This is a genomic window from Alteromonas sp. ABM1_013 (genome assembly GCF_056160505.1).
Map to the genome: position 1 here is coordinate 297,914 of NZ_JBSWXH010000002.1, position 24,475 is coordinate 322,388.

26 protein-coding genes are annotated in these 24,475 nt (G+C 43.6%); 9 read left to right on the plus strand and 17 right to left on the minus strand.

Annotated features, from left to right (window positions below):
* The first annotated feature begins 392 nt into the window (after nucleotides 1-392).
* From ACXAGK_RS05945 to ACXAGK_RS05955, 3 genes are all read left to right on the plus strand, one after another.
* Nucleotides 393-2,657, plus strand: a complete 2,265-nt coding sequence (locus ACXAGK_RS05945; protein WP_474854845.1) for a TonB-dependent receptor — start codon at nucleotides 393-395, stop codon at nucleotides 2,655-2,657.
* Nucleotides 2,658-2,783: 126 nt separating this feature from the next.
* Nucleotides 2,784-3,059, plus strand: a complete 276-nt coding sequence (locus ACXAGK_RS05950) for a hypothetical protein (protein WP_474805267.1) — start codon at nucleotides 2,784-2,786, stop codon at nucleotides 3,057-3,059.
* A gap of 48 nt (nucleotides 3,060-3,107) precedes the next feature.
* Nucleotides 3,108-3,440, plus strand: coding sequence for a hypothetical protein (locus ACXAGK_RS05955; protein WP_474854846.1), 333 nt, complete (start codon nucleotides 3,108-3,110; stop codon nucleotides 3,438-3,440).
* A gap of 7 nt (nucleotides 3,441-3,447) precedes the next feature.
* Here the strand turns inward: ACXAGK_RS05955 and ACXAGK_RS05960 are convergent, their stop codons facing one another.
* From ACXAGK_RS05960 to ACXAGK_RS06005, 10 genes are all read right to left on the minus strand, one after another.
* On the minus strand, nucleotides 3,448-4,068 hold the full coding sequence (locus ACXAGK_RS05960; protein WP_474854848.1) for a response regulator transcription factor: 621 nt from the start codon (nucleotides 4,066-4,068) through the stop codon (nucleotides 3,448-3,450).
* Nucleotides 4,065-5,309, minus strand: a complete 1,245-nt coding sequence (locus ACXAGK_RS05965) for a sensor histidine kinase (protein ID WP_474854849.1) — start codon at nucleotides 5,307-5,309, stop codon at nucleotides 4,065-4,067. The genes ACXAGK_RS05960 and ACXAGK_RS05965 overlap by 4 nt, the downstream gene beginning before the upstream one ends.
* A gap of 16 nt (nucleotides 5,310-5,325) precedes the next feature.
* Nucleotides 5,326-5,655 carry a DMT family transporter gene (locus ACXAGK_RS05970; RefSeq protein ID WP_474805271.1) on the minus strand — a complete coding sequence of 110 codons (330 nt, stop codon included), beginning with the start codon at nucleotides 5,653-5,655 and terminating at the stop codon, nucleotides 5,326-5,328.
* 27 nt (nucleotides 5,656-5,682) lie between these two features.
* Nucleotides 5,683-6,279, minus strand: coding sequence for a DUF7010 family protein (locus ACXAGK_RS05975; protein ID WP_474854851.1), 597 nt, complete (start codon nucleotides 6,277-6,279; stop codon nucleotides 5,683-5,685).
* Between the two features lie 125 nt (nucleotides 6,280-6,404).
* Nucleotides 6,405-7,787: an MFS transporter gene (locus ACXAGK_RS05980; protein ID WP_474855589.1), complete on the minus strand. Its 1,383-nt coding sequence runs from the start codon at nucleotides 7,785-7,787 to the stop codon at nucleotides 6,405-6,407.
* A gap of 19 nt (nucleotides 7,788-7,806) precedes the next feature.
* Nucleotides 7,807-8,382: a BON domain-containing protein gene (locus ACXAGK_RS05985; protein WP_474855591.1), complete on the minus strand. Its 576-nt coding sequence runs from the start codon at nucleotides 8,380-8,382 to the stop codon at nucleotides 7,807-7,809.
* 23 nt (nucleotides 8,383-8,405) lie between these two features.
* Complete coding sequence (locus ACXAGK_RS05990) at nucleotides 8,406-9,002, minus strand: phosphoheptose isomerase (protein ID WP_118492632.1); 597 nt, start codon at nucleotides 9,000-9,002, stop codon at nucleotides 8,406-8,408.
* A gap of 181 nt (nucleotides 9,003-9,183) precedes the next feature.
* Complete coding sequence (locus tag ACXAGK_RS05995) at nucleotides 9,184-10,272, minus strand: glycosyltransferase family 4 protein (RefSeq protein WP_474854853.1); 1,089 nt, start codon at nucleotides 10,270-10,272, stop codon at nucleotides 9,184-9,186.
* A 178-nt stretch (nucleotides 10,273-10,450) separates the two neighbouring features.
* Nucleotides 10,451-10,792, minus strand: coding sequence for a YraN family protein (locus ACXAGK_RS06000; RefSeq protein ID WP_474854855.1), 342 nt, complete (start codon nucleotides 10,790-10,792; stop codon nucleotides 10,451-10,453).
* 3 nt (nucleotides 10,793-10,795) lie between these two features.
* Nucleotides 10,796-12,811 carry a penicillin-binding protein activator gene (locus ACXAGK_RS06005; RefSeq protein ID WP_474854857.1) on the minus strand — a complete coding sequence of 672 codons (2,016 nt, stop codon included), beginning with the start codon at nucleotides 12,809-12,811 and terminating at the stop codon, nucleotides 10,796-10,798.
* Between the two features lie 141 nt (nucleotides 12,812-12,952).
* Here ACXAGK_RS06005 and rsmI point away from each other — a divergent pair, with 141 nt between their 5' ends.
* Both rsmI and ACXAGK_RS06015 read left to right on the plus strand, forming a co-directional pair.
* Nucleotides 12,953-13,789, plus strand: a complete 837-nt coding sequence (gene rsmI, locus ACXAGK_RS06010) for a 16S rRNA (cytidine(1402)-2'-O)-methyltransferase (RefSeq protein WP_474854859.1) — start codon at nucleotides 12,953-12,955, stop codon at nucleotides 13,787-13,789.
* Nucleotides 13,790-13,892: 103 nt separating this feature from the next.
* Nucleotides 13,893-14,156 (plus strand): hypothetical protein, encoded by a 264-nt coding sequence (locus ACXAGK_RS06015; RefSeq protein WP_474805277.1) that lies wholly within the window; start codon nucleotides 13,893-13,895, stop codon nucleotides 14,154-14,156.
* 77 nt (nucleotides 14,157-14,233) lie between these two features.
* Here ACXAGK_RS06015 and ACXAGK_RS06020 read toward each other — a convergent pair whose 3' ends face one another.
* From ACXAGK_RS06020 to ACXAGK_RS06040, 5 genes are all read right to left on the minus strand, one after another.
* Nucleotides 14,234-15,589, minus strand: a complete 1,356-nt coding sequence (locus tag ACXAGK_RS06020) for a CsgG/HfaB family protein (RefSeq protein WP_474854861.1) — start codon at nucleotides 15,587-15,589, stop codon at nucleotides 14,234-14,236.
* 252 nt (nucleotides 15,590-15,841) lie between these two features.
* Entirely contained in the window at nucleotides 15,842-16,972 is a 1,131-nt protein-coding gene (nspC, locus tag ACXAGK_RS06025; protein WP_474854863.1) for a carboxynorspermidine decarboxylase, read from the minus strand.
* 172 nt (nucleotides 16,973-17,144) lie between these two features.
* Nucleotides 17,145-18,347, minus strand: a complete 1,203-nt coding sequence (locus ACXAGK_RS06030) for a saccharopine dehydrogenase family protein (protein ID WP_474854865.1) — start codon at nucleotides 18,345-18,347, stop codon at nucleotides 17,145-17,147.
* A gap of 227 nt (nucleotides 18,348-18,574) precedes the next feature.
* Nucleotides 18,575-18,985 (minus strand): hypothetical protein, encoded by a 411-nt coding sequence (locus tag ACXAGK_RS06035; RefSeq protein ID WP_474854867.1) that lies wholly within the window; start codon nucleotides 18,983-18,985, stop codon nucleotides 18,575-18,577.
* A 183-nt stretch (nucleotides 18,986-19,168) separates the two neighbouring features.
* Complete coding sequence (locus tag ACXAGK_RS06040) at nucleotides 19,169-20,206, minus strand: AraC family transcriptional regulator (protein WP_474854869.1); 1,038 nt, start codon at nucleotides 20,204-20,206, stop codon at nucleotides 19,169-19,171.
* Between the two features lie 99 nt (nucleotides 20,207-20,305).
* On the opposite strand from ACXAGK_RS06040, the gene ACXAGK_RS06045 reads away from it, so the two are divergent.
* A complete protein-coding gene (locus ACXAGK_RS06045; protein ID WP_474854871.1) occupies nucleotides 20,306-20,734 on the plus strand; it encodes an SRPBCC family protein in 429 nt (142 codons plus the stop codon).
* Nucleotides 20,721-21,551 carry a sterol desaturase family protein gene (locus ACXAGK_RS06050; RefSeq protein ID WP_474854873.1) on the plus strand — a complete coding sequence of 277 codons (831 nt, stop codon included), beginning with the start codon at nucleotides 20,721-20,723 and terminating at the stop codon, nucleotides 21,549-21,551. The genes ACXAGK_RS06045 and ACXAGK_RS06050 overlap by 14 nt, the downstream gene beginning before the upstream one ends.
* Nucleotides 21,552-21,604: 53 nt before the next feature.
* On the opposite strand, the gene ACXAGK_RS06055 is transcribed toward ACXAGK_RS06050, so the two are convergent.
* Nucleotides 21,605-21,850, minus strand: a complete 246-nt coding sequence (locus ACXAGK_RS06055) for a DUF4282 domain-containing protein (RefSeq protein WP_118492654.1) — start codon at nucleotides 21,848-21,850, stop codon at nucleotides 21,605-21,607.
* 173 nt (nucleotides 21,851-22,023) lie between these two features.
* Nucleotides 22,024-22,944: a 1-aminocyclopropane-1-carboxylate deaminase/D-cysteine desulfhydrase gene (locus tag ACXAGK_RS06060; RefSeq protein WP_474854875.1), complete on the minus strand. Its 921-nt coding sequence runs from the start codon at nucleotides 22,942-22,944 to the stop codon at nucleotides 22,024-22,026.
* A 276-nt stretch (nucleotides 22,945-23,220) separates the two neighbouring features.
* Between ACXAGK_RS06060 and ACXAGK_RS06065 the strand changes: the two genes are divergently transcribed.
* Both ACXAGK_RS06065 and ACXAGK_RS06070 read left to right on the plus strand, forming a co-directional pair.
* Nucleotides 23,221-23,709: a chalcone isomerase family protein gene (locus ACXAGK_RS06065; protein ID WP_474854877.1), complete on the plus strand. Its 489-nt coding sequence runs from the start codon at nucleotides 23,221-23,223 to the stop codon at nucleotides 23,707-23,709.
* Between the two features lie 57 nt (nucleotides 23,710-23,766).
* Complete coding sequence (locus ACXAGK_RS06070) at nucleotides 23,767-24,327, plus strand: DUF3833 domain-containing protein (protein WP_474854878.1); 561 nt, start codon at nucleotides 23,767-23,769, stop codon at nucleotides 24,325-24,327.
* Nucleotides 24,328-24,475: the final 148 nt, after the last annotated feature.

Genomic DNA, 24,475 nt, shown 5'->3' on the forward strand with positions numbered 1-24,475 from the left:
TTTTTTGGCTTTTAAAGAAATCGGAGTCTTGGTGCTTAACTTAACCAATTAGTCTAATTTTGAAGTCTTATTTTAGTAAAAGTGTAATATTTTACTTTGCAAGGTCGCAATCTAACGGTAACATATCGTTCCAGTCTTCAAGCCTAAATTCTTCTACTGAATTTTAGAGGACTGGAAAAGTATTCACTACTTTTAAAGCAGAGTTTTATTGAAAGTAAGTTTGTAATGTTTTATTGCGACTTACTTTTTTATTGCCTGTAATCCAGTATTAGCACAAGGTTATGTGTGCCTCTTAGTTCAATGAGTTTAGTCTTTCAAGGTTCCAAAGAAGAACTTGAAGCAGCTTATAACAACAAATTTATACCTAACACTCACGCAAAAGGGGTTACACCATGAAATCCAATACTGACGTGTCTAAGACACTCGCCAGTAAGCTTTCACCTGTCGCACTAGCAGTAGCGATGACCGTTCCAGCTCTTTCAAACATTGCTGTTGCTCAAGAAACTGAAGCAACTGAAGAACAACAGTTTGAAGCCATTACCGTTACCGCGACAAAACGCCCTCAAGTTATTTATGAAGTACCAATTGCTATCAGTGCTTTTGACGGCGATAAGCTAGCTTCTCAAGGTATTACTGACCTGACGGACGTTGGTAAGTTTGTACCAAATCTAAACGTTACTGGTTTTTCTGCCGGTCATACGTCTTCTGTAAACCCATTTATTCGTGGTATTGGTCTTCAAGATCACCTAATTACTACAGACCCGGGTGTAAGTGTTTATGTTGATGGTGTTTACCTAGGCCGCCAAGTTGGTCAAAACTGGAGCCTTAATAACATTGAGCGTATTGAGGTACTTCGTGGTCCTCAAGGCACCCTATACGGTCGTAACTCTATCGGTGGTGCAATAAACATCATCACTAAAGAGCCAGACCAAGGCGATGTAACTAAAATCAATACTGAGTTTGGTACACGCGGTCGCGTAAAAGCAGATCTTTTTGTTAACCACGCTTTATCAGAAACTGTTGCGTTCAATATGAATTTGGCTTTCAACAAGCGCGACGGGCTTGGTGAATTCATCAACGTGCCAAATGCTGAATACGACGTAGGTGAAACTGAAGATATTTCAGGTCGTGTTTCACTTAAGTGGGAGCCTTCAAATGACTTCCGTATGGTATTAACTGCAGACGCTAATAATGGCGACGGCGGCCTTCGTCCATACACTGTGCTTATTGATGAAGTGGGCTCAGCACGCTACTTTGGCGGCGGTAACGGCCTTGGTATAGAGCTGCGTAATAGCGATGTGACGCCTGAAGGCGCTGATATCTACGATAACGCAACAGGTACTGAAGCAGTAACTGGCGTATCGAACGAAGCGCGCGGCATTTCATTGACTACCGAATGGGACATCAACGACGACTACACAGCTAAAGTGGTAGCAAGCCAACGTACATCAAAGTACAAGGCTGGCCTTGACGATGACGGCACGGTTTTCTCACTAGACCAGTTCCCTGAGCGCGGTGAAGCAGATCAAACGTCAATTGAGCTTCAGCTTAACGGCTATATCAACGAATACACTGACTTCGTAGCCGGTCTTTACTACTTCAACGAAGAAGGTAGCAACCGCCAAGGCGACGACTCTAACTTCGATGGTGGTCCTAATCTACTTGCGCTAGACCAAGAAACTACGTCAAAAGCAGCATACGTAAATGTACGTCATGATTTGACTGACGAGCTAAGCGTATCTGGTGGCCTTCGCTACACCAAAGATGAAAAAGACGCGTCTGCGAACGTATTCTCAGCACTTGGAACTATCTACGATTCAAACGATTGGGATGAAGTAACTTGGGAGCTTGCTACAAACTATACGTTTGAAAATGGCATGACAGGTTATGCGACTATTCAGTCTGGTTATCAGTCTGGTCAGTTCCCAGCGCGCCCTTACTGCCTAATAGGCCAGTTCTTTGGTGCTGGTGGCTTTGATGATATCGAAGGTGCGCAAGCAGCAGTTCGTGCAAATAATTGTTTTACAGCGTCTGACAACATTACTGCGACTAACTATGAAGTGGGTATCAAAGGTCGTGTGAATGACTACTTCGATATCAGTGTTGCCGTATTTAACACCGAGTTTGAAGATCTTCCTTACCAAGTAAGTCGAGTTAGCGAAGGTGGTTTTGATACAGCAAACCTTGTTGTCGAACAAACTTCTCGTGGCGTCGAAGCAGACGCAACATTTAGTTATGGTAACTTCAGCATGATGACCAGTATTGGTTATATGGACGTTGATGTTGAAGAGCAAGACGGTTTCAACCCTGTTGCACCGCTTACGCCTGACCTAACGTTAGCAATTGGCCCGCAATATACCTTCGAGCTTGATGGTGGCGATTCAATTCGCGTGCGTGCTGATTACTCATACCGCGCTGAAATGTATGGCGAGCCGACGTCTGCACCTGAGCGTATGACCGAGCTAGATAGCCGTGAGCTAGTAAACTTTGACATTGCTTACACGCCAGCGAATGATGCTTACACCGTAGCCCTTTACGGTCGCAACATTTTCGATGAGCGTTACGACAACGCGCGCTTGAATACAGGTGACTATATCCTGCAAATTTTAAGCAACGATGCGAGCGAGTTTGGTGTTAGGTTCTCAACCGAATTCTAATATCAACAACGAGTTATAATCATTAAGCCAGTCTTGTGACTGGCTTTTTTTTGCTTATTTTTTCTTGTTTTATCTGCATTATTAGCATAGTTTTAGAATTGTATTAAAAGTAATCGACCAATAACAATGAAGCTAAAATCAATTTCTCGTTTAATCACCATGTTTGCGACAAGTCTGCTTTTTAGCTGCACATACACTGTATATCTACCGGATGATGAAGCAGGTAATGCCACTCGCAACGAAAGAGCAGCATTAGCCAACCCTGAGTTTGGTAACCAGTGCCGCTATGGTAGTAACGGCGAGTACGGCACATGCCCCACGTCGAACGGTGAAATGGTTGGAACGTCTTGTTCTTGTCCGACTCCTTCAGGGCAAATTATGGGAACGGTGTCGAAATATTAGAAATGCTTTAGCTGCACGTTAAGCCTTTCAATCATACGGAGATGGAGCGTGGGTTTTTTTACCAGTTTCAAAAAATCGCGGTTAGAAAAAAAGTTTAAGAAAAACGAATGGGTAATCATTCAGCCTATTCCGTTCTCTCAATTCGAACAACTTATCGTAGAGCATGTTGACGCAGGTTGGGAAATTGAGGATGACTATGAACGACTTGCTGAAAAAACAGCTAAATGGCAGTGTGAATTACGCAAAGGTACCAGCATTTTAACCTGCGTATGGACTGCAAAGCATCAAGGAATACTCTACGGTCCTGAGCGCGTGCTTACCGGTTTGTCAGAAAAATTAACTATACCCACGTCTACGACAATTTCTACGACGTGGTTTTAAGCTTCTATCAAAGCCAGCCTTTTTGTTTCGCGATGCGTGCTGCGTCGACACGGTTCGTCGCATCAAGCTTTGATATCGCTTCGGAAAGATAGTTTCTTACTGTACCTTCTGATAAAAATAACGATTGCGCGATGTCTTGGGTTTTGAGTCCGTCAGAAGCAAGCTTAAGTGCCGCCATTTCTTTCTGTGAAAGCGGATTGTTGTCGTCGAGGGCCATGATAGCCAGCTCTGTCGAAATCACTTTTTCCCCAGCAGATACTTTATGTATGGCATCTATCAGGTAGTCGCTGTCAGACTCTTTTAAAATAAAACCTTTAACCCCTAAGCTTAATGCACGTTTAATATATCCCGGTTTCGAAAATGTAGTCATTAAAACTACCTTGGTACTAAGGCATTTTTCTGTCACGCGGGCGGCCAAATCTAGGCCTGAGACCAGCGGCATTTCAATATCGCTTAGGATAATGTCTGGCGCAGGGTGATCGCTTAAATACTTAATCGCTTCTTGCCCATTACTGCATTTATCAGCGATGGTTAGGTCGTCCTCTAGTGACAGAAGCATGGCTATGGCATCTCGAATTAGCGATTGGTCTTCAACAATTAAAATGGTTGTTTTCGCTTTTACATTCATAGCCCCACCTTTTCAGGCGATGGATTTCCCAAAATGAGCTGCACGTTTACAGAAGGGTGGGGGTGAAACGAAATGCTCACATCTGCATTTATAGATGCTGCACGTTCTCTAATACCCATTAATCCGTTTCCTTCTTTAATTGACCCCCTGTCCTCAACTACACCGTCATCTTGATAGGTCATGACCAAAGTTTGCGGATTATCGTTGAGGTCAAAATTAATAGATACCGTCTTTCCCTTTGAATAGCGCAAGGTATTGGTGGTTAATTCCTTTACTATAAGCGCAAGCTGGCTTTCTTGCTTTGAAGTCAGCTTCATTAAAGCGCTGTCATCAATAGTGGTTGAAACGTTAAAGCCGTTTTCTTCTAGTAGTGCTTTATCTTTCGCTATTTCATCGCCAAGGGAAAGTTGTTTAATGTCTGATACTGCCTGACGAATGTCGCTTAATAATGCTTGAGATAGTTGCGCCAACGCCTTTACTTCCCTATGCGCGTCAGCAATTTTATCCTTACTAATAAGCTTATCAGCCAGTTGAGCTTTCAACGAAATTGAGCTTAATGCGTGACCTGCAACATCGTGTAAGTCTCTGCCAATGCGTTCTCTTTCAGCTATCGCGGATAATACGTGCAAGGCTTCAGCTTGCTGGCTTTCTTTTAGGCCATGAAGGGTTTCCTTACGCTCCATAACGCCAAAACCAAACAATACCAAACTGTTAATTATTGAAGCACCTAAGAGGAAGTGTGCATTTTCAAACATAGTAATATTTAGCGTGAAGAGCACGATCATCATTATGCTTATGCTTGCTAACCCCGTTTTGAACGAGTTGTAATAGCCAATAATGAATGCAATGAAACCTATAATCGTCGCGCCACCTGGATTTTGAAAACAACAGGCGACAGAAAGCAAAAACATAGACAATAAATAGGAAGGAATAGCTTTGACAGGCTGGCTTATCGCTTTGATGTACAGAACAATAAAGCTTAGGTATCCCAAGCTTTGAATTACCCATACCTCGATGGGAAGAGGACGGGAAATTATGAGGGGCACAAAAAAGAACAGCGAAAAAAACAAGCTGGCATGAGACCAGCGCTTTTTTCTACCACTTCCCAACAATGGCATGACCGGCGCCATATCGCTTTTGCCTACATTATTTATTGAGCCACCCACTGTCTCAGTGCCTTCATTTAAATGAGTTGTAGGCACTGCATCGTTGTTATTTTGCATGCTGTTATGGCTGCGCATTGTGAGTACTTCGTCCTTACTGAAATACAACGGCTGACTTGCTAGTAATTAGCAAGGTACCAGAGATAATTAACATAATACCTAGCACGGCATAAATGTCGAAAGTTTGTTTCCAAAATATCACCGAAGCAGCAGTGATTAGCGCGATACCCATCCCTGACCATATCGCATAGGCAACGCCAATTCCCATGTTTTTTAGGACCATGGCAAACAACATTCCTGACACGGTATAAAAAAATATAGCGCCGTAGCCAAAGGCCCATTTCTCCCAACCGTTCGACATTTTAAGCAGCATGGTAGCCGTAACCTCAGTGATAATTGCAACCGCTAAAAGTAAGTAAGTCATCGTATGTTCCTTCTTGTTAAAGTGAAATTAGTTAGATTTGATTGTTTGAAAACGGCGTTCAAGAGTGATGAGCGACACAATGTAAACCGCGACAATTACCGCCGAAATTGCTTCTACTCGTGCTTCGGGAAACAGGTACCAAGCTACAACAATCCCGAAGGTTCTTGCGATAGTGTGAAAATAGCCAACCCAATGCTCTATAGCCCACGATAAAGGCATCCACATTAGTCCAGCAAGAATGCCGATACTCAACGGCACGGTTGTGTGGTCGATGGCTGCAACCGGAAGGGCGATGGCAAAGACCAGTAGGCTCACAAACATACCAACAAAGAAAAGGCGGTCGAAGCTGTTCTTTACTGCGCTTTTCGCAAAGAATCTTTCACCGGTAAGGTAAGACAAGCCTGCGCCTAGATAGAAAATTGCCCCTGTGCCGATATAAATCATCCAGGTTATGGTGAGCTCAGATACAAAGGGAGCACTAACACCAAGCAACGCCCAAACAAGGGTGCCTGCAAGCGGCATTGCGATAAATCTTTTCTTTTTGAAGTCTTCACGCTGTTCTTCCAATGAAAGAGGGAAACTCTGAACATTGGTTCCAGGAGTGTGATTTAGGAGGTGTTCCATTTGCTTTACCTAGTGTTGTAACTTACGATAGGTAAAGTATGCAAAAGTGTCTTAGATGGCGTTAGTCACAAACGTCACCAATCGCATGTGACATTTGTCACAAGATTTACAAGCATGGGCTTGGGCTAGCTTTGTCGCGCTTTTTTCGCCTTGCGCTTGTTTAAGACAGAGTCACCATCTTCTTTCGAAAGCATTAAGCTGTCGTAAATACTCACTAGCGCCACAGCTCCCATAAACATCATAGATAGGGTGAAGGTTTGTAGATTTGGCGTGTCGGGGCTTTGTCCAAGAATGAAGGCTGCAGCAGCGATGGCAAGCGCTGATAAGGTAATACCAAGGCCACGATTCATTTGCATTAGAATAGCGCCTAACGTATTCGCATCTCGCATTTTATTAGGCGGTACGTCGGCAAAAGCAATAGTATTTATTAACGTTAAGTGCATTGAGCGAGTCACGCCGTTAGCAAACAAGATAGCGGCAATGGTAAACGACGACGTAGCGTGATTTATCATCGCTAGCGCGACAAAACCAAGAGCAATGAGTACTCCGTTCACTACAAGTACACGTTTGAAACCAAACGTATTCATAATCCATGTTGTTGCAGGCTTTATCGCCAAGTTTCCTGCAAAAAGCCACAATAAAAGGGAACCAGCCTCTACAGGCGAGTAACCTAGCCCTAGCTGTAGCATTAGCGGCACAAGAAAAGGCGCACTTCCAAGAGCCACTCGTACTACAGAGCCTCCGTAGACTGAAAGTCTGAAGGTTTTATGCTGCATGGCATCGAATGAAAATAGGGGATTTTTGGCTTTTTTAACATGCCGTATTGCGAGAATCATGAGTGTTAAACCAACGGCAATGACGCCTAGAGACTGAAGAAGTTTGTCGCTGGTACTGGCAAGAAACTCTATACCAGCCATAAAAAGCGCAAAGCCTACGCCGGTAAGCAAAAAGCCTTTAATATCAAACTTGCCTACATCACCTTTGGTGTTTCGCAATAGGTAAAGAGAGGCGAGGATCGCGATAATACCCAGCGGAATATTCATATAAAAAATCCACTGCCAGCTAAAATGTGTGGCTATGTAGCCGCCAAGTACTGGGCCTAATAGCGGCGCACTCAAGGCGGGCCATGTAATAATCGCTACGGTTTTTACTAGTTTTTCTTTTGGCAAATCCCGCAATACTACTAATCTTCCAACCGGCACCATCATAGCACCACCTAAACCTTGAAGAATGCGAGATAACGTAAATTCAAATAAACTGGTACTTAAGCCACAAAGAACCGAAGCAAAAGTAAAAACGGCAATCGCCGCTATAAATATTGTGCGAGCCCCAAATTTGTCAGCAGCGTAGCCGCTTAAAGGGATAAAGAGCGTGACGGCTACCAAATAAGCCGACACGCCGATAGAAAGGTGGGCTGCCGGCACGTTAAAGTCAGCAGCAATAACAGGGAGCGCCGTGGTAATTACCGTGGCGTCTAGAATTTCCATAAAGAGTGCCCCTGCTACCAAAAGGGCAGTGGCAATCTCTTTATTGAACAATTTCAAAGGCTCTAACGACGCGAGCTACACCCGTAATATTACGCGCAATATCGACCGCTGCTGTAGCTTCAAGGTTGGTTAATCGACCCATTAAAAATACCTCTGAGTCTTGCACAACCACTTTAATCTGAAGCGCCGGTACGCGCTCATCAGCGACTATCTTAGTGCGTACTTTTGACGCGAGCCACAGGTCGTTGGCTTGTGTGCCAGCACCTATGGGTTCACCAATGCGTATTTGGTTGTGAATTTTTTTAATGTAGCTGACTTCCTGAGCACGGCTAACTGCCTCGTCTATAAGCCCTTGATTAGGGGCTTGACCGGTAAGTAAGGCAACACCGTTATAAACATCAACCTGAAGGTTAGTCTGCTCTTTAAGCGCGTCACTTTTCGACCATTGGTAAGACACCGCCGCATCGGCATTTTGATCGTCAAGTTGTGTACCTACCGTACGTCTATCGTTAGCCACTTTTACTGCCATGGCGCCGGCAGCACCGACTGCCACTACGCAACCTTGTAATGTTAAAATTAGGGCTAATACAGTGCCAAGCAGGCTTAAGTTTTTTATTTGTCTACTCATAGTTAGTTTGATCAGTCGTCGCCATGATCAGCAGGGAATAAGCTGTCGTCAATGCATTCACATAGGTTGTGAATAACTAGAAGGTGCACTTCTTGAATACGTGCGGTACGGTTAGAAGGAACGCGAATTTCTACGTCATGCTCACTCAAAAAACCAGCCATTTCGCCGCCGTCTTTGCCGGTAAGGGCCACAATAGTCATATCGCGAGACAATGCCGCTTCCATTGCTGCGATAACATTACGAGAATTACCGCTAGTGGAGATAGCCAAAAGAATATCTCCCGGCTGGCCTAACGCACGTACTTGCTTGGCAAATATTTCGTCGTAGCTGTAGTCATTAGCGATAGACGTGATGGTCGACGTGTCTGTGCTTAACGCAATAGCAGGCAGGCTAGGGCGGTCACGTTCGTAGCGGTTTAACATTTCTGATGAAAAGTGCTGGGCATCGCCAGCAGAACCGCCATTACCACAGCTCAGTACTTTATTGCCTCTTATCAAGGCTTCAACCATCATGTACGCCGCTTTTTCAATATATTCTGGCAATATTTCCGATGCTGCAATTTTTGTCTGAATGCTCTCGGTAAAGTTCGCTTTTATTTGTTCAATCATCTGTTATCTCTTTTTTTCAACTGCCTACTGATCATTATTTAGTGGTTGCAGCACTAAGTTACAACGCATGGCTAAACATAATGATCAGTATCTGAGAAATATTTGCTTATGTTTTGCATTATCAAAATCAAATATCAAATACCACGTGACATTGGCCTTTACTGCAATGCCAAGGCGTTATTTATTGAAGCGAGCGAAAAAACTCTACTAAGTTCTTTGCTTCATCTTCAACCTTAAAGTTTTTTACAACGTGTTCGCGACCTGCTTTGCCCATTTCTGCAAGTTTATCCATATCTGAAAGTAGCAGGTCCATTTTTTCAGTTACAGATTGCTGGTCTCTGGTAGGAACGATGTATCCGTCAATGCCTGGTCTAACGATATCTTCCCAAGCTCCCGCCTGTGTCGCTAGTACAGCCGCGCCAGCACTCATGGCTTCCGGCACGGTTAAACCAAAGCCTTCATTGTAACTAAGAGCACTCACAAGTGACAGTGCACTGAATATTTTAGGAATCTGTTCAAACGGCAACTCACCGGTGAAAATAATGCGATCAGTTAAACCTGCTTCACACACCTTTTCTTTAAGCTCGTTCACAAACTCTATGTTACTTGAGGAGATGGCGCCCACCACTACCGCATTCACATCAGGGTATTTGGGCAACACGTTAATGCAAGCGTCTACAAAAAGGTGTACGCCTTTTTGTTCTCTTACTCTACCTAAAATACCGATACCGTATTTTCCTCCGTAGCCGAGAGCCTGCCAAGCTTCCTGCTTGTTTTCTGCTGGCGTGTAGTTATCAATCTGCACACCGTGAAGATTAATCTTGGCAGGAGGTTTGTTTAAGTACTTTGCAGAACGGTTACTCATCGCAATAATAGCGTCCATTCTATTGCTTAACCATACGGTGGAAGCGGAACGCTTCCGTTGAGCCGCTGAGCTAAATACAAGTTTGATTTTGGCGCGAAAAAGATATTTAAGGACCACGCCCTGAATCATCTCGTCAACACGACGTGCGTGAAAAATACGCCACTTACCATTACTAAGCGGGCGTTGACACATTCTAACGACTTTCCAGAATGTTATCGTCATCGCAGGATCTGAAACAAAGTGTTTACCCATGATCCGCAAATTGATCATGTGCTTTTGAATAGATGTCACCTGCAGCATAGTAGACGTTACACCAGAAAAGTTGGCACTAGAGTTACCAACTATTAATTCAATTTCTTGTTTATCAACGCTGCTTGGCGAAATCTCGTTGTTGGGATGACTCATTGTTTGTAGGAACCTAAGACACTTTCGTCACATAGAAGAAAGCTTGTAAAACTATGATAAAACAAATGGAATACTTCTGACATAAAGACATTTTCATTAATATCGGATGCGTCCATCGTTGCGTACGTTTAGCGTCCTCTTTGGGCAACACCGGTTTTAAAGTTGATATTGTCAGTCTTTAGCCCACGTTCTTCAGCCACTGAAGGTTGCTTCCGTCTATGGCAATAACGTCTATCCGTAAGGGCGTAGATGCTGGATTCAGGTTATTATCTAACAAATAGAAACCAAACGCAGCATGAATTCGATTTAGCTTTTTAGCCGTTACAAATTCTAATGCACTGCCAAAATGATTCCGTTTCCGATATTTGACTTCAATACACACAATAGTATTGCCGTCTTGCATTACAATATCTAACTCACCACATCGCGTACGGTAGTTTCGACACAGAAGGGTAAGGCCTTGTTCCTCTAGATAATGACAGGCTTTGTCTTCTGCTGCATTCCCTTGCAGTTTTGACATATTTTACTCCGACAGCATCTGTACTTTTTCGTTACGGATCATAGCTTGAGGCTGCCGGCGAATGACTTCGCCTTTCTCATTAAGCGAAAGGGTTCCGGTCAATCCCTCGTGTGAAAGGTACTTAAGCGTGTTTAGCATGCCTAGCTGGGGAAGCAGCTGGTAGGCATCGAAGCCAAACGCAAACAAACGTTTTTGCATGGTATTTTGATTTTGCCAAGCGTGCTCCACCTCTTGCTGAAGAGGTTGCCAGTTGTGTGAAGGCATTAACCATGGCATATCAATAAAATGCACATTTTGTAAATCACGCCATTGGTTTTTTCCGCTGTCGTAATCCATCGAACGAGATGTAGCATACACAGGAACTTGCTTACCGTCGTAAGGGTTTAAGCTTGCTTCAATTATTGGGTTTAGCAGCTCTGTGTCTTGCGGAGACGCAAACGCGACTATGGCATCAATATCCCGCCTGCTGCGAGGCATGTTGTACACTTCATCGTTGGTCATGTACTCAATTTGATTAATGCGATCATTGCTTTGTGCAACATCAAGCGCTTGAGTGATACCCTCGCGAAGCGAGTTACTGTCGTTAAAAGTAACCGATGTTATGTTAGTGCGACGCTTATTCTCTTTATTGTTAAGCGCTCTCCAATGCGTTTTAAACGTGGTGTCCATTCGCTGATACAAACTGCTTTGAGCCGCAATAACGATAGGTGCACGGTAGCCTTTATTGAAGATATATTCAGCAAGCTGCTTGGCTTCATCCTCTGGGGCAAGACCGAAATAGTTCAACGAAGTGGCTAGACCCAGTGCATCCAGCTCCCCTTGGGTCTCGGGAGCTTTCAATACGCTTTCAGGCGTATTTGAATCAATATTTAGCTCAGCGCTGGCTGATGTCGTTAATGTATTACTTGTCGACGTATCGTTTGCTGCTACTTTGTCTATCAGTTCTTCTGGCCGATTCAATGCTAGTACGTTCACACCTGTCGGTAAATTGGGAATTAAATTTTCTACAGTATCTTTAAGTAGCGGTCCGACAATAAATTTAGTGTCGCCAATTTCATTAAGTAGGTGCTGCGTATCAACGCCATTAGTGTCAATAAAACGAAGTCGCGGCAGTAAGTGCTCATCTTGACGTTTTTCAACATCAGTATAATAGGCCGACATTATACCATTTTTTACTACTTGCCCCGTGCGCGCTAAGCGGCCGGAAAGCGGAAGTAGTACTGCAATATCATTGGCGCCAGCGTCAGTAAGCTGTGTTGCTTTAAGCACATTGTTAGGCAAAGTCGTTTCTAAAATGTGCCCGCGATAAACTTGTTGAAACTTTTGAAGTTCTCTTGCTAACGTTGCGGGCGATGAAGCATTCGCTTCAGTCAACTCGCGAAGCGTGATGAAAGGTGAAAGGGAAGGATACGCTTTTCCTACTGTTGAAAGCCTTTCTGTCGGTATGGAAGTGAGCCACTGCCACACCTGCTGTACTTTATCCTCGTCTGACAAATTGGTTTGTAGCACGCTATTGGCTGCTGCTGCAAAATTACCTTGCTGTGAGTACAGCTGAGTTTGAAGTTCTGCTTTTTGAAATGCAGTTTCACCTGTACCCATTACTCCGTCCAGCATTGCCAGTAATTCATCTGCTGACGCATCAGGCATCCCCGCATAGGCCTTGGTAACTAAAAGGGAATAGTACGAGTGATTGCGTTCTGACACACCATCTTCTTTAACTTCAAACAACACCTGCTGCGCTAATACAGGTTGCTGATTTTGAAGGTATAAGTCAGCGGCCTGTAGTAATAAGCTATTACGCTGTACTTTATCTCGGGTACGTTCCCATACCTTCTTAGCTTCTAGGAGTTTGTGCGAAGGTGTGACGTTCTCTTCAACCTGGGTGGTTTCAATTGGAGTCGGTTCCACTACCACAGGTTTCGACTGAGTTTTTGGAGTACTCCCACAACCCGATAGTACCAAAACCGTAGCAATGGCTGATAGCGTAAAAATTTTTCCAGATTGTCCGATATGACGCACAGTTTCATTCCTTTTACATCGTTATAGGTCAAGTTTATCTTAACCAGTGTGAAAATCTACGCTTGCCAGCATAATCTGGACTAATGGCGTGATACACTTACCGCATAACCTTTCAATTTAACGTAAGACTTAACCACTGTTATGACAGACACCGCCACTCTATATATTGTTCCTACGCCTATTGGCAACCTAGATGACATCAGCGCTAGAGCAATTCGCGTATTAAGTGAAGTTAACTGGATTGCTGCCGAGGACACCCGTCATAGCGCGCGACTTCTTCAGCACTTTAGTATTGGAACTAAAACCCTTTCACTTCACGAGCATAATGAAGATAAGCGTACTGCCATGCTGTGTGAGCGTTTGAAAGGTGGTGAATCTGTCGCGTTGATAAGTGATGCGGGCACGCCACTTATCAGCGACCCGGGTTTTGTTTTAGTGCGTAAATGCCGTGAACAAGGCATTCCAGTTAGTGCTTTGCCCGGACCATGCGCCGCAATTACTGCATTAAGCGCGTCAGGGCTGCCTACAGATAAATTTACATTTGAAGGCTTTTTGCCTGTTAAAACCCAAGCGCGGGAAGGCGTACTATCAGCGCTATTAGATAGAACTTTTACCACGGTTTACTATGAAGCGCCTCGTCGAATTCTAGACACGGTTACTGATATTCAGCGTGTATTAGGCGAACGCCACATTGTTGTGGCTAAAGAGTTGACTAAAACCTTTGAAACCTATGTAAGTGGTAACGCGCAAGATGTGATTAATTATCTTAATGCCGATGCTGCACACCAAAAAGGTGAGTTCGTTGTGATGATTGGTCCCGCTAAAGTAAGTGACCAAGCAATACCCAGTGAAGCAATGTCACTCCTAAATACCTTGTGCGAGCACATGCCGTTAAAAAAAGCCGCGGCTGTGGTAGCAAGTCATTATGACTTGAAAAAGAATGCGCTGTATCAAGCAGGGCTAGATGCAAAAGCGTAATTTGCTCTAAGAAAGATTGATCTTAAGCGTCATCGGCGAAATACAAAGTAGTACATTGTATGACAGTCCAAGATGAATGGGCTGGTTACTAAAGGAGGCGCAGATGACAAAGACTCTTAAAATCACCATGTCTGATGGCAAATGGCTGGTAGATATATTCTCTCAAACGAATGACTCTGGCGTTTACGATTTAATCCATCCAAATGATGTGACAGAAGTCTCATTGAACGAAGGTGAGATGTACGGCTTTCGCTACAGTTTGCAGGGGAAGCCTGGCACAACCTTTAAAATAGAATTAGGTAATGACGTTCTCGCTGAAGGAGAGATTGACAAATCTGAGGCTGCTTCGGGTAGCGGTGTGGTATAGATATAACGTGTTACTACTATCAAAAGTATTGAGAGTCGAAGCCGCAATTTGCGGCTTCGGGTTCAATGTCCTAATAGCTAAATACCCTCTGGGAACAAGCTTTCTTTTGTTACTACCTGTATGCTTTCAATAACTTGACGCACTTCGTCGTCAAGTTTTTCATTTCGAAGCGCTAATGTCCGGTTTCGCTCAAACAGTTCAGTGTGGCTTTCCAACCTTTTTCCCATCTTTCTCCATGCTTGAACTCTGGCCTCATAAGGCCATGCCTCAAGTTCAATGCGATGAGAATCTAACTGAGTTAGAAGCATGGTCGCGGCTGCCGCCATAGACATTCCGCCTGGCCAGTTAGGATTGTTATTTTCTGGGTCGAAGGAGACGAACGCAGTCATTAATGGGCCATAGTTTTTCAGCCAGTCATAGTACCTATTAAAGGCTTTTTCATCGTATTCATCGACGTCAAAATTGTAAGACCTGCGGTCTGAAACGGTGACCCTAGAAGGGGTGTTGTCGACATAGACGGCAGTGGTTGTTGTTGAGGTAGTTATTGCAGGAGCATCGGTAGCGTCTGGCATGGCATCATTAGCGCCCCCGACTGTTAACCTTCCTCCTTTTCCTAGCCCCCCTTCAACTTCTTGGGCTTTGTAAGAGCGAAGTGCGACCACCATCTGGTTAAAAGAATCGGCAAAAGCAGTGACCAGCATTTTTCCTTCAGGTGTTTTTGAGAAACCGCCAGCGCCACCTGCTGCTGCGCCAGCAAACATGCCGCCAAACAAGCTAAAGTCGTGATTCGCAGCACTACCTGTTGCAGCAGAAACCTGAACACCGGAGCGGTTATCTATAAGTAGTAACGAGGTAGCCGCTTCATTCTTGCTAAAACCTCCGCCAACGATAGAGCCTAATGTGCCAAACAGTGCACCGGCTATGGCTTTACCACCCTGGGTTTTTTCGGCAAAAAGTACAGATGGGCTGAGCGTGTAATCAGCTGCTACCATTTGGCCGCCCCCAATATTTGAACCAGAGCGAAGTTGCCCAGATTGCATTAGCTGACGCTCGGTGTTCATTGCATTCATAGCGCGGCCACGCTCAACAATGACAAAACAGTTAGACTGTTGAATCATTAACCTGATAACAGGAATGGTACTGCCGAGTTTTGGGTAAGTTCTGCGGTACTCTGACCACCAGGGCAAACTTGTATCTTCAAAAACACTTAATGTACCGAGTGTTTCGTCACAATTCTCTAATTGCGCATTATTGTTTGAAGCCGCAGCGCCGCCGGCGCCACCACTTACTGCGCCTGAACTTCCACCTCCCATAGAAGGAGCTGTCGACATACAGGCCGTGGTTAAAAGTAGCGCACTAAGCGCAGATACAATAGGTTTGGCAAATGTGTGTACTTGAGTTGCACAGCTTGAGCCTAGATTATTCCTTCTCACGATCAATTCCTCTGATAAAGATAAGATATAACCGAGACAGGCAATTTTTGATGGTTTGATACAACACCTGAATTCGGTGTTGAACAAAAGACGACGGAGATTAAGGACTCACCTTAGAAAGGAATGGTAGGTCGAAATTCCCTTTTGACTACTCAACAATCTCAAAATAGCACTAGAGCAGATTGGGAACAAGCTAATTGGTCAAATATTGATCAATTAGCTTTTGGTATACTTTTTAGTGAAGGGTTAAGACTAAGACAAACGGCCTTTAAAGTCTTCGTAGCTGAACTCACGAACTAGTTCGAAGTCGCCATTAGTTCGTAAAATACCAATAGCGGGGTGCTCTACACCGTTAAAGAACGTGGTTTTTACCATGGTATAGTGCATCATATCTTCAAACTGTAAACGATCGCCTGCTTTTAACGACTTGTCGAACGAGTAGACATCTATTACGTCACCGGCAAGACACGAGTTTCCGCCTAGCTTCACGTTATATGCTTTTTCATCTGGCATACCTGCACCTAAAATGGCAGGGCGGTAAGGCATTTCCAAAACGTCCGGCATGTGAGCGGTAGCCGAGATATCTAAAATGGCAATATCACCATCGTTTTCTACCATATCTACCACTTCACAAATTAGTGGACCTGTTTGCCACGCAACCGCAGAGCCTGGCTCTAAAATTACGTCTAGGTGTGGGTAACGTGCTTTAAAGTCTTTTAGCGTTTTAATAAGGTGCTCTACATCATAACCTTCACGGGTCATAAGATGTCCACCGCCTAGGTTCAACCATTTTAATTGACCTAGCCATTTACCAAAGCGCTTTTCGATGGCCTCAAGGGTACGTGCAGTAGCGAAAGAATCACATTCACAGAGGTTGTGGCAGTGGAAACCCTCTATACCTGTCAGATCCACGCCTTCTAGTTCACTGGCGCGTATGCCTAAGCGCGAGCCTGGCGCTGCTGGATCGTACAGTGGCGTATCAGCCTCTTGATGCTCAGGGTTTATGCGAAGGCCTAATGAAACGTTCGATAACGTTTCTTTATGCGCATTCCACTGAGACAAACTATTGAAAGACAGATGGTTAACAAGACTCGCTAGTTCCTTAGCGTCATTAACTTTATACGCTGGAGAATAAGCGTGAACTTCTTTACCCATCTCTGCAGCAAGTTTCGCTTCCCATACCGAGCTTGCTGTTGCACCGTGTAAATACTGCTTAATAATGTCGAAGCAAGACCACATCGAAAAGCCTTTTAGCGCGAGAATGATGCGGGCGCCAGATTCATCTTGAACCCGTTTCATTAGCTCAAGGTTTTTAATTAATTTTGCTTCTTCTAGCACGTAGCAAGGAGAGGGGATATCAGTGCGTTGAGTTAAATCGGTCAATGGGGTAAAGCTCCAAAAATAAAACTGCTTTCAACATTTATCTAACGCCCAATGTATTACATTACAGGTCATAGCTCAAAACTACGCGGAATAACACGTTCGTATAATTTGGTCTAGTTTAAACTGTGGCGTTAATAAAAAAGGCGCTTGAATTAAGCGCCCTATATATCGATTATTTAGTGAAAGGGCTGCTTTCACATTCAAGAACGTGCCATGGAAGACCGTGCTCGTTAAGCATATCCATGAATGGGTCTGGGTCGAATTGTTCCATATTCCAAACGCCCGACTCTTTCCATGTACCGTTAAGCATAAGCGCCGCACCAATCATTGCCGGAACACCTGTAGTATAAGATACCGCTTGTGCGCCCACTTCTTCATTACATTTTGCATGGTCACAGTTATTGTAGATAAAGATGGTCTTTTCTTTGCCGTCTTTAATACCTGTGATGTAAGTGCCAATGCACGTCATACCGCTATAGCCTTCAGCAAGTGAGCCTGGGTTAGGCAGTACTGCTTTCAAGAATTCTAGAGGCACAATCTTCTGGCCTTGGAATTCAACTGGCTCAATACTAGTCATACCAATGCCTTCAAGTACGCGCAGGTGGTTAAGATAAGCATCGCCGAAGGTCATCCAGAAGCGTGCGCGCTTCAGAGTAGGGAAGTGCTTAACAATAGACTCTAATTCTTCGTGGAACATCAGATAAGACGCACGAACCCCAATGTTTTGGTAATCTAGGTCTTCACGTACGCTTAGCGGATCGGTTTCTTTCCACTCGCCGTTTTCCCAAAAACGACCGCGTTGGGTAATTTCACGAATGTTGATTTCAGGGTTGAAGTTAGTCGCGAAAGCCTGACCGTGATCGCCACCATTACAGTCTACGATATCAAGGTAGTGGATTTCGTCGAAGTAATGCTTAGCTGCATATGCTGTGTAAACGTTAGTTACGCCTGGATCAAAGCCACTGCCAAGAAGGGCCATAATGCCCGCGTCTTTAAACTTGTCTTGGTAAGCCCACTGCCACGAATATTCGAATTTCGCTTCGTCTTTTGGCTCATAGTTGGCAGTGTCTAAGTAATCTGTGTTAGTGGCAAGACACGCATCCATAATAGGAAGGTCTTGGTATGGCAACGCTAGGTTGATTACTAGGTCTGGTTTTACTTCGTTAATAAGTGCTTCAACTTCTTTTGCATTGTCGGCATCAACAGCGAAAACGCCCTTAACGCGATCTACACCTACTTCTTGCTGTAGCGCTTCACACTTAGATACCGTGCGGCTTGCTAAGTAAATTTCGTCGAAATGTTGCGGTAAACGTGCACATTTTTTCACAGTTACCGACGCAACACCGCCAGCACCAATAATTAAAACGCGAGACATAATAACTAATCCCTAATTTTGCTAATGAATTTTGGGCTGAATGCTAGCAGACCAATGGGATTTGGCAAGCACAGACAGCCTATGAAAGGACAAAAAATTTTAATCGTAACAACGAATGTAAAAGGTAGTGCACGCACTAGCGATACTACCTAAAAAGACTATTGTAATAACCGAACTTGGTTTGTACTAGGTAATTTGAAAAACAATGCTTTCACTACCGTATTGCACTAACGCGTTACCGTATCTATAGGCGGAGAAATGACTACTTTGTCATCTACTTTGTAGTAAGGATAGAGTATGAGTCGTTCTTCGTGATTTGGTGTGGCAGTTGCAATGGCAATCGCATCAAGGGTTTTACTGTCTTGAGTGTTAACTGCCGCAGCATACACTAAGACACTGTAACTGTTTGTATCTGTTGTGGTGTCGATTATTCGCCACTGAAGCTGTTCAATAAGCTGTGACTCGCGCTTTTTAGTTCCAGTCTCGTCGGCAAAAATACAACCGATGCGACCATTTTCGTAAATAGCAGCAAAAGGATAAAACACATCACACACGGGTAACATAAGCTCACATAGATTAAGTGACTTTGACACGAGTGCGTTTAACTGCGTTGGCAATGTAACTGGACGGTCGATCATAGCGTATCTCCTGTGAGTTAGCGTTGCTGTACACCTGGTAATACCTACGCGTTCTCAGTCACATTAGTTTAATAATCATAATTTCGATAGTAAAAATTGCCTTTTCAGACTAAAAGATTATAAGTCACATTACCTTTTTCGAGCCGCAATAGCGCATGCGGCAAGGTTAATAACGAAATACGCTTACCCTTTCAATTTTAGCTGTTTTTGATACTTAAGCGGTGTAGTAGAAAACCACTTTTTAAACGCGTGGGTAAATGATGATTGTTCTTGGAACCCCAATAAATCTGCGGTGTCGGCAATAGAGTATTGTCTAAGGTGGTCGTTTAAGCGAGATTTTCGCTCACTATCAAGAATTTGCTGAAAGCTAGTGTTGCTTCGCTTCAACTTTCGCTGCAGGGTGCGCGGGCTTATGAATAGCGCTTCGGCCATACGCTTTTGATCACACCCCTTTAGCGTTGGGTTGGCCTTTAAAAGTGCAACGACTTTGTGAGCGATATCTTCGTGTGGATTAGGGGAAAAATGGCGCTTGTTGGTTTGAGCAAATCGTTCCCCTTTGCACTCGTCTAATTCTTCTTCAGTCACTTTTATTAGCGCGCTGAACATAGCCTTGTTTTCACTGGTAAACGGCACATGCAGTAAGTGTAGGGGAAAAATAATGGCGTTAGTGCGGGCGCAATCAATCACCTCGCAGTTAAACCACTGGGCTAACGTATTTTTTTCCAATGTACTTAAGGGGAAAGTAAAGGTAATAGCGTTTAATTGGCAGGCTGAACCCAATATTTTATAAACGGTTGCTACCCACGCGGTGGTATTGCGCAATACCATTTGTTTGCAATCTGAGCTTTTAGGCACCCATTCAACCCGGGCATTGTTAGATTCAAAAAATACGCTTGTTGTGCCGATATCAGCGACTAGCGCATCAAACCGAGTAAGCGCCCCTATGGCTTGAGCTAAATTCTCGCAACTTTCAACGAGGTAACCCAACACTCCATAATCTTTTGCCTGAATATGTTTGCCTAACTCAAACCCAAATAATGCATTGTTGGTGAGCGATGCACCTTGGTTTAAAAGCTCGACGTAGGCTTCCATGGAAACACGGGATGAACCTGGAAGTGAGCTATGCTTTTGCGTGAGTCGCGACAGTTCTCTTGTATCAACCTCTAAACTAGCTAAATAGCTTTCTATACTTTGAATATAGGCAAAAGAAACTGATGGCATATGCATGTCGCAAAATAACAAGAATCATGACGTATTAACGCAAGATCAAATAGGAATGTCAATTTATGCTAATAGCCATGAGAAGAGGACATATCGTAAATGGTTGACGTTCACTACCAAAGAATTATTCATGCAACGCCACAAGTGCTTCGCGATACGCTGCTTGATCACCCGAATTTAAGCGATTTCTTTAACGCTTCGTTTAAGGTATTAAGGGCGGCAAATAATAGTGAAGTTAGTGGCGGAGTAGGCTGCGTGAGAGAAGTGAGTATTCTAGGCGTTAGCTTTAAAGAAGAGATTGTGAAAGCAGACACAGATGGTATTGAATATCGTGTTGTTGACGACTTTCCAGTAAAAGATCATCGGGGAGTTATCAGGTTTTCCGCACAGGGTAGCCTAACCAAAGTTTCTTATCACATTAGCTGTTGCGCGCCTTGGTATATACCCAACTGGCTACTGACACACCTTTTACAAAACGATATAGAGCAATGTTTAAATAAGTTAGGAGCGCGTTTTGATCCCTGTTGAACTTATTTTACTTGGCTTAAGCCCGGTTTTCTTACTGTGTGTTTTTGTGGAGTTCAAAAAGGCACGGCAGTTTTATAACGTAAAAGACAGTGTGAACAATGCATTACTTGCATTACTTCATCAGGGCTCTGATGCTTTGGTATTACTACTACTAATGCCTTTGTTTCTTTGGCTGCACCAGTTTTCTCTATTTAACATAGAGCTTACGGCAGTATCGCTTGTTACAGGTTTTATCCTGCAAGACTTCTTGTACTACTGGTTTCATCGGGCTTCACACAACATACACTGGTTTTGGCTGGCCCATGTGGTGCATCACAGCTCAACAAAAATGAATTTCACGACAGCGTTTAGACAAAGTATTTTGTACCCATTCGTGGGCATGTGGCTGTTCTGGGTGCCAATGATACTCATCGGTTTTTCACCAAGTTTGGTCTTCGCCATTGTTGCCATCAATCTGGCTTATCAGTTTTTTGTACATACGCAAACGATTGGTCATTTAGGCTGGGCAGAGCATATCTTCAATACGCCTACTCATCACCGCATTCACCACGCAACCAATAAGCCTTATATTGATAAGAACTATGGTGGCGTACTTATTATATGGGATAAGTTATTCGGCACTTTCGCTGAAGAAGATAAAACAATCAGTATAAAGTACGGCATAGTTGGAAAAATACCTAAGGATAATCCTCTTAGCGCCAACTTCAGTCAAATAGGTGTGCTTCGTGAACAGCTTCAGCAAGCAAAAGGAATAAAAGCAAAGTTGAAAAGGTTGTTTGGCTATCCTGTTGCAGATCGATGTAAAGGCCTGGATTAAGAAATAAACGGAATGCTATCGCTATTTAAAGAAGCGATAGCATTCGCATAACACTACTCTTTATTTGCAATTTTTTGAAGGTTGCTGTGAATTTTGAAGAGAACGATAAGTAGTTCGCACCAGATTCTTGCGCCAATACAGCCAGACACGATAATAAATAGGCCGTATACGAAGCTTGCGTCGTAACCTACAAACATTGTTGTTACGCCACTTACCACTGACGCTAGAAGCAATAGCCAGTACACGAAAGTGATAATTTTAGGGGTGAGCATTGAGTCGAAAAAGAAAATATCTTTCATAATCATTCCTTGATGAAGTTTGCAGGTAGCAAGCTTTAAATTTTATGCCGCATCCTGCGACAAACTTCTTGTTGTTATCGTTGATTTATTATTTATGAGTGATGTGAGCATGCCCACTAATTTAGTTTTATCACTCATACATAGTTAAAACAATACTTTTTTAAAACAAGGTTTTATCTAGCTCCTTGCAAACCTCCTGTATGCAATACAACAATGCGTGAACCGTCCTCAAACTTGCCTTTAGCCAGCATATCTTTAACGGCCCAGAAAGCTTTGCCCGAGTAAACTGGCTCTATTTCAAAATCCATAGTGTTATTGAAATCGTTGCAAAAGGTTTGAAGCTCACTTGGCGCTTTGGCGTAGCCACCAAAATGGTAGCTATGATCAATATGCCAATTTGCTTGGTTAGTTATTGGAAGAAATTGCTCAACCAACCCCTCTAGATAGCCTTCACCTTTTAGTACGCCTATGCCAATGGCTTTGTTGCGAGAACTAAACTCGATGCCCGTAGTACTATTACGTTTATTTAATGCATTTACAATTCCCGCCAATGTGGCACCGCTTGCGACAGGGGCAACGATAAAATCGAAGTCTACCTCGATTTCATCGACCATATCTTTTATCCCCTGAAGCGCTAGGGCCTGGCTTCCACCTTCAGGAATGATAATCGCATTGGGGAACTCCAGCTTTAGTTCATCTAAATAAGTACTATCGTTACGCTTTTTGTAGGTAATTCTATTTACATATTCAATGCGAGTCTGCCACTGCATCAAATCCTTAATCATTGGCGATGGTGCAGCACTGTAGTCGCCGCGAATAATGGCGGTAAAGGGAATACCAAGTTTGTAACAAACAAACCCCAACGCATGAAGGTGGTTAGAAAAGCCGCCGCCGAAACTGATTACGGCGTTTGGCAAAGGGCTAGTTAGTGCATGGCTTAGCTTTCGCCATTTGTTTCCTGACATCACAGGGTGAATAGCATCATCACGCTTCACATAAAGCGACACCTTGCTTGCACCCCCCCAGTTCGGTTTGAAAGGGATAAGAGGCGAAGGAAGAGTGAGTGACGTTTTAAATTCATCAAGGGAAAGCACGTTGAGAGCCTAGAGACAGTTGATCAATTGCACATTGACAAGAGTATAACCAGATACAAATTCAATAAAAGACCTGTAATTTTTATTAGGACTTATAAGAGCATTTTTATGGTTATTAAGAAAAACGGCGTTTCACGAAAAGCTGTGATTTATACCCCATCATGGTTTTTTTATTACGTAAAAAGCGCTTGGGCTATTTGTATGTCTTGCGCCAATAAAATAGCCGCTGCATCTGCCTTTATTATATTTTTTTCCATATCAGTGAGCGGACTAACCATGTCAAACAACGCCTATGCGCAAGAGTCTGATTCAGAACACATCAATGAGTATGTTCCCAATGCGAAACTAGTGGGGAAAGGCATGTTTTCTTACTACTTTTGGGACGTATATACCGGAGAGCTTTTTGCTTCTGAAGGCAAGTACGCAAAGCAGCCTCCTTTCGCCCTTCGTTTGACCTACCAACGGGACCTTGAGGGAAAAAAGATTGCCAAGCGCTCTATTGATGAAATGAAGAAACAGGGAGGTATCGCTGCCGATGATGCTGATAAATGGCTGTCGCTAATGGAGCGTATCTTTCCTGACGTTAGCGAGGGCGATGTAATTACAGGGATTGCAACGAAAGAAGGCACAAGCGTGTTTTACGTAAATGGCGAAAAAGCGGATGAGATAAGTGACAAAACGTTTACGCAGCGTTTTTTTGATATCTGGTTAAGTGATGAAACATCGGAACCTAAGTTTAGAAGAAAGCTACTCGGAAAAGATTAGTTTAGTGATTTTATAGATATAAATCCCAAGCAGGGTTAGTTGAGCAGGATAAGTAAAATGATAAAAAATATGATGAGGTTATGTTTAGGGATAGGGTTTGCAGCATTGACCATGGTAGGGCTATCTGGATGTTCTGTGTCAGTCGATGGTGAAGACTATCAGTCGGTATCTCCGGTTTTCGATATTGAGCAGTTTTTCGATGGAAACGTTAAGGCATGGGGCATAGTACAAAACCGCTCAGGAGAGGTGGTTCAAAGGTTTGTGGTAAACATTGATGGCTCAATAGTGGGGAATACCCTAACACTTGATGAAACGTTTGATTATGGCGTAGGTGAAGGGCCTGAATCTCGGACTTGGAAAATAGTAAAGCAAAGCGATAACACTTTTGTCGGTAACGCGGGTGATATTGATGGTCCTGCAAAAGGTACGAGCTATGGTAACGCTTTCAATTTTCATTACCAGATGGATTTGCCGGTAGATGATACTACTTATTCAGTAACGTTTGATGACTGGTTTTGGGCTTTCGATGACACTACCATGATGAACCGTTCGTACATTCGTAAGTTCGGTATTGTGATGGCCGAAGTTACTATTTTTATGCAGAAGCAAACTGATTGATAATTTGCAATTATAGCTCTTGAATGCTCGCCGATCTGGAAATTTTGCTGACCTGTATCATCTATAGGTCAGCATTCGGAAAAAGAAAAAGAAGAGTAAATTTGACGAGTACAACCTAGCGCACTAGGTATCTAGATAGTACCTACTA

Excerpts from the sequence above, each read along its gene's own strand:
- ACXAGK_RS05945 (WP_474854845.1), top strand. The coding sequence starts at position 393 with ATGAAATCCAATACTGACGTGTCTAAGACACTCGCCAGTAAGCTTTCA.
- ACXAGK_RS05950 (WP_474805267.1), top strand. The coding sequence starts at position 2,784 with ATGAAGCTAAAATCAATTTCTCGTTTAATCACCATGTTTGCGACAAGT.
- ACXAGK_RS05960 (WP_474854848.1), bottom strand. The coding sequence starts at position 4,068 with ATGAATGTAAAAGCGAAAACAACCATTTTAATTGTTGAAGACCAATCG.
- ACXAGK_RS05965 (WP_474854849.1), bottom strand. The coding sequence starts at position 5,309 with ATGCGCAGCCATAACAGCATGCAAAATAACAACGATGCAGTGCCTACA.
- ACXAGK_RS05970 (WP_474805271.1), bottom strand. The coding sequence starts at position 5,655 with ATGACTTACTTACTTTTAGCGGTTGCAATTATCACTGAGGTTACGGCT.
- ACXAGK_RS05975 (WP_474854851.1), bottom strand. The coding sequence starts at position 6,279 with ATGGAACACCTCCTAAATCACACTCCTGGAACCAATGTTCAGAGTTTC.
- ACXAGK_RS05990 (WP_118492632.1), bottom strand. The coding sequence starts at position 9,002 with ATGATTGAACAAATAAAAGCGAACTTTACCGAGAGCATTCAGACAAAA.
- ACXAGK_RS05995 (WP_474854853.1), bottom strand. The coding sequence starts at position 10,272 with ATGAGTCATCCCAACAACGAGATTTCGCCAAGCAGCGTTGATAAACAA.
- ACXAGK_RS06000 (WP_474854855.1), bottom strand. The coding sequence starts at position 10,792 with ATGTCAAAACTGCAAGGGAATGCAGCAGAAGACAAAGCCTGTCATTAT.
- rsmI (WP_474854859.1), top strand. The coding sequence starts at position 12,953 with ATGACAGACACCGCCACTCTATATATTGTTCCTACGCCTATTGGCAAC.
- ACXAGK_RS06015 (WP_474805277.1), top strand. The coding sequence starts at position 13,893 with ATGACAAAGACTCTTAAAATCACCATGTCTGATGGCAAATGGCTGGTA.
- ACXAGK_RS06030 (WP_474854865.1), bottom strand. The coding sequence starts at position 18,347 with ATGTCTCGCGTTTTAATTATTGGTGCTGGCGGTGTTGCGTCGGTAACT.
- ACXAGK_RS06035 (WP_474854867.1), bottom strand. The coding sequence starts at position 18,985 with ATGATCGACCGTCCAGTTACATTGCCAACGCAGTTAAACGCACTCGTG.
- ACXAGK_RS06040 (WP_474854869.1), bottom strand. The coding sequence starts at position 20,206 with ATGCCATCAGTTTCTTTTGCCTATATTCAAAGTATAGAAAGCTATTTA.
- ACXAGK_RS06045 (WP_474854871.1), top strand. The coding sequence starts at position 20,306 with ATGGTTGACGTTCACTACCAAAGAATTATTCATGCAACGCCACAAGTG.
- ACXAGK_RS06055 (WP_118492654.1), bottom strand. The coding sequence starts at position 21,850 with ATGAAAGATATTTTCTTTTTCGACTCAATGCTCACCCCTAAAATTATC.
- ACXAGK_RS06065 (WP_474854877.1), top strand. The coding sequence starts at position 23,221 with ATGTCAAACAACGCCTATGCGCAAGAGTCTGATTCAGAACACATCAAT.
- ACXAGK_RS06070 (WP_474854878.1), top strand. The coding sequence starts at position 23,767 with ATGATAAAAAATATGATGAGGTTATGTTTAGGGATAGGGTTTGCAGCA.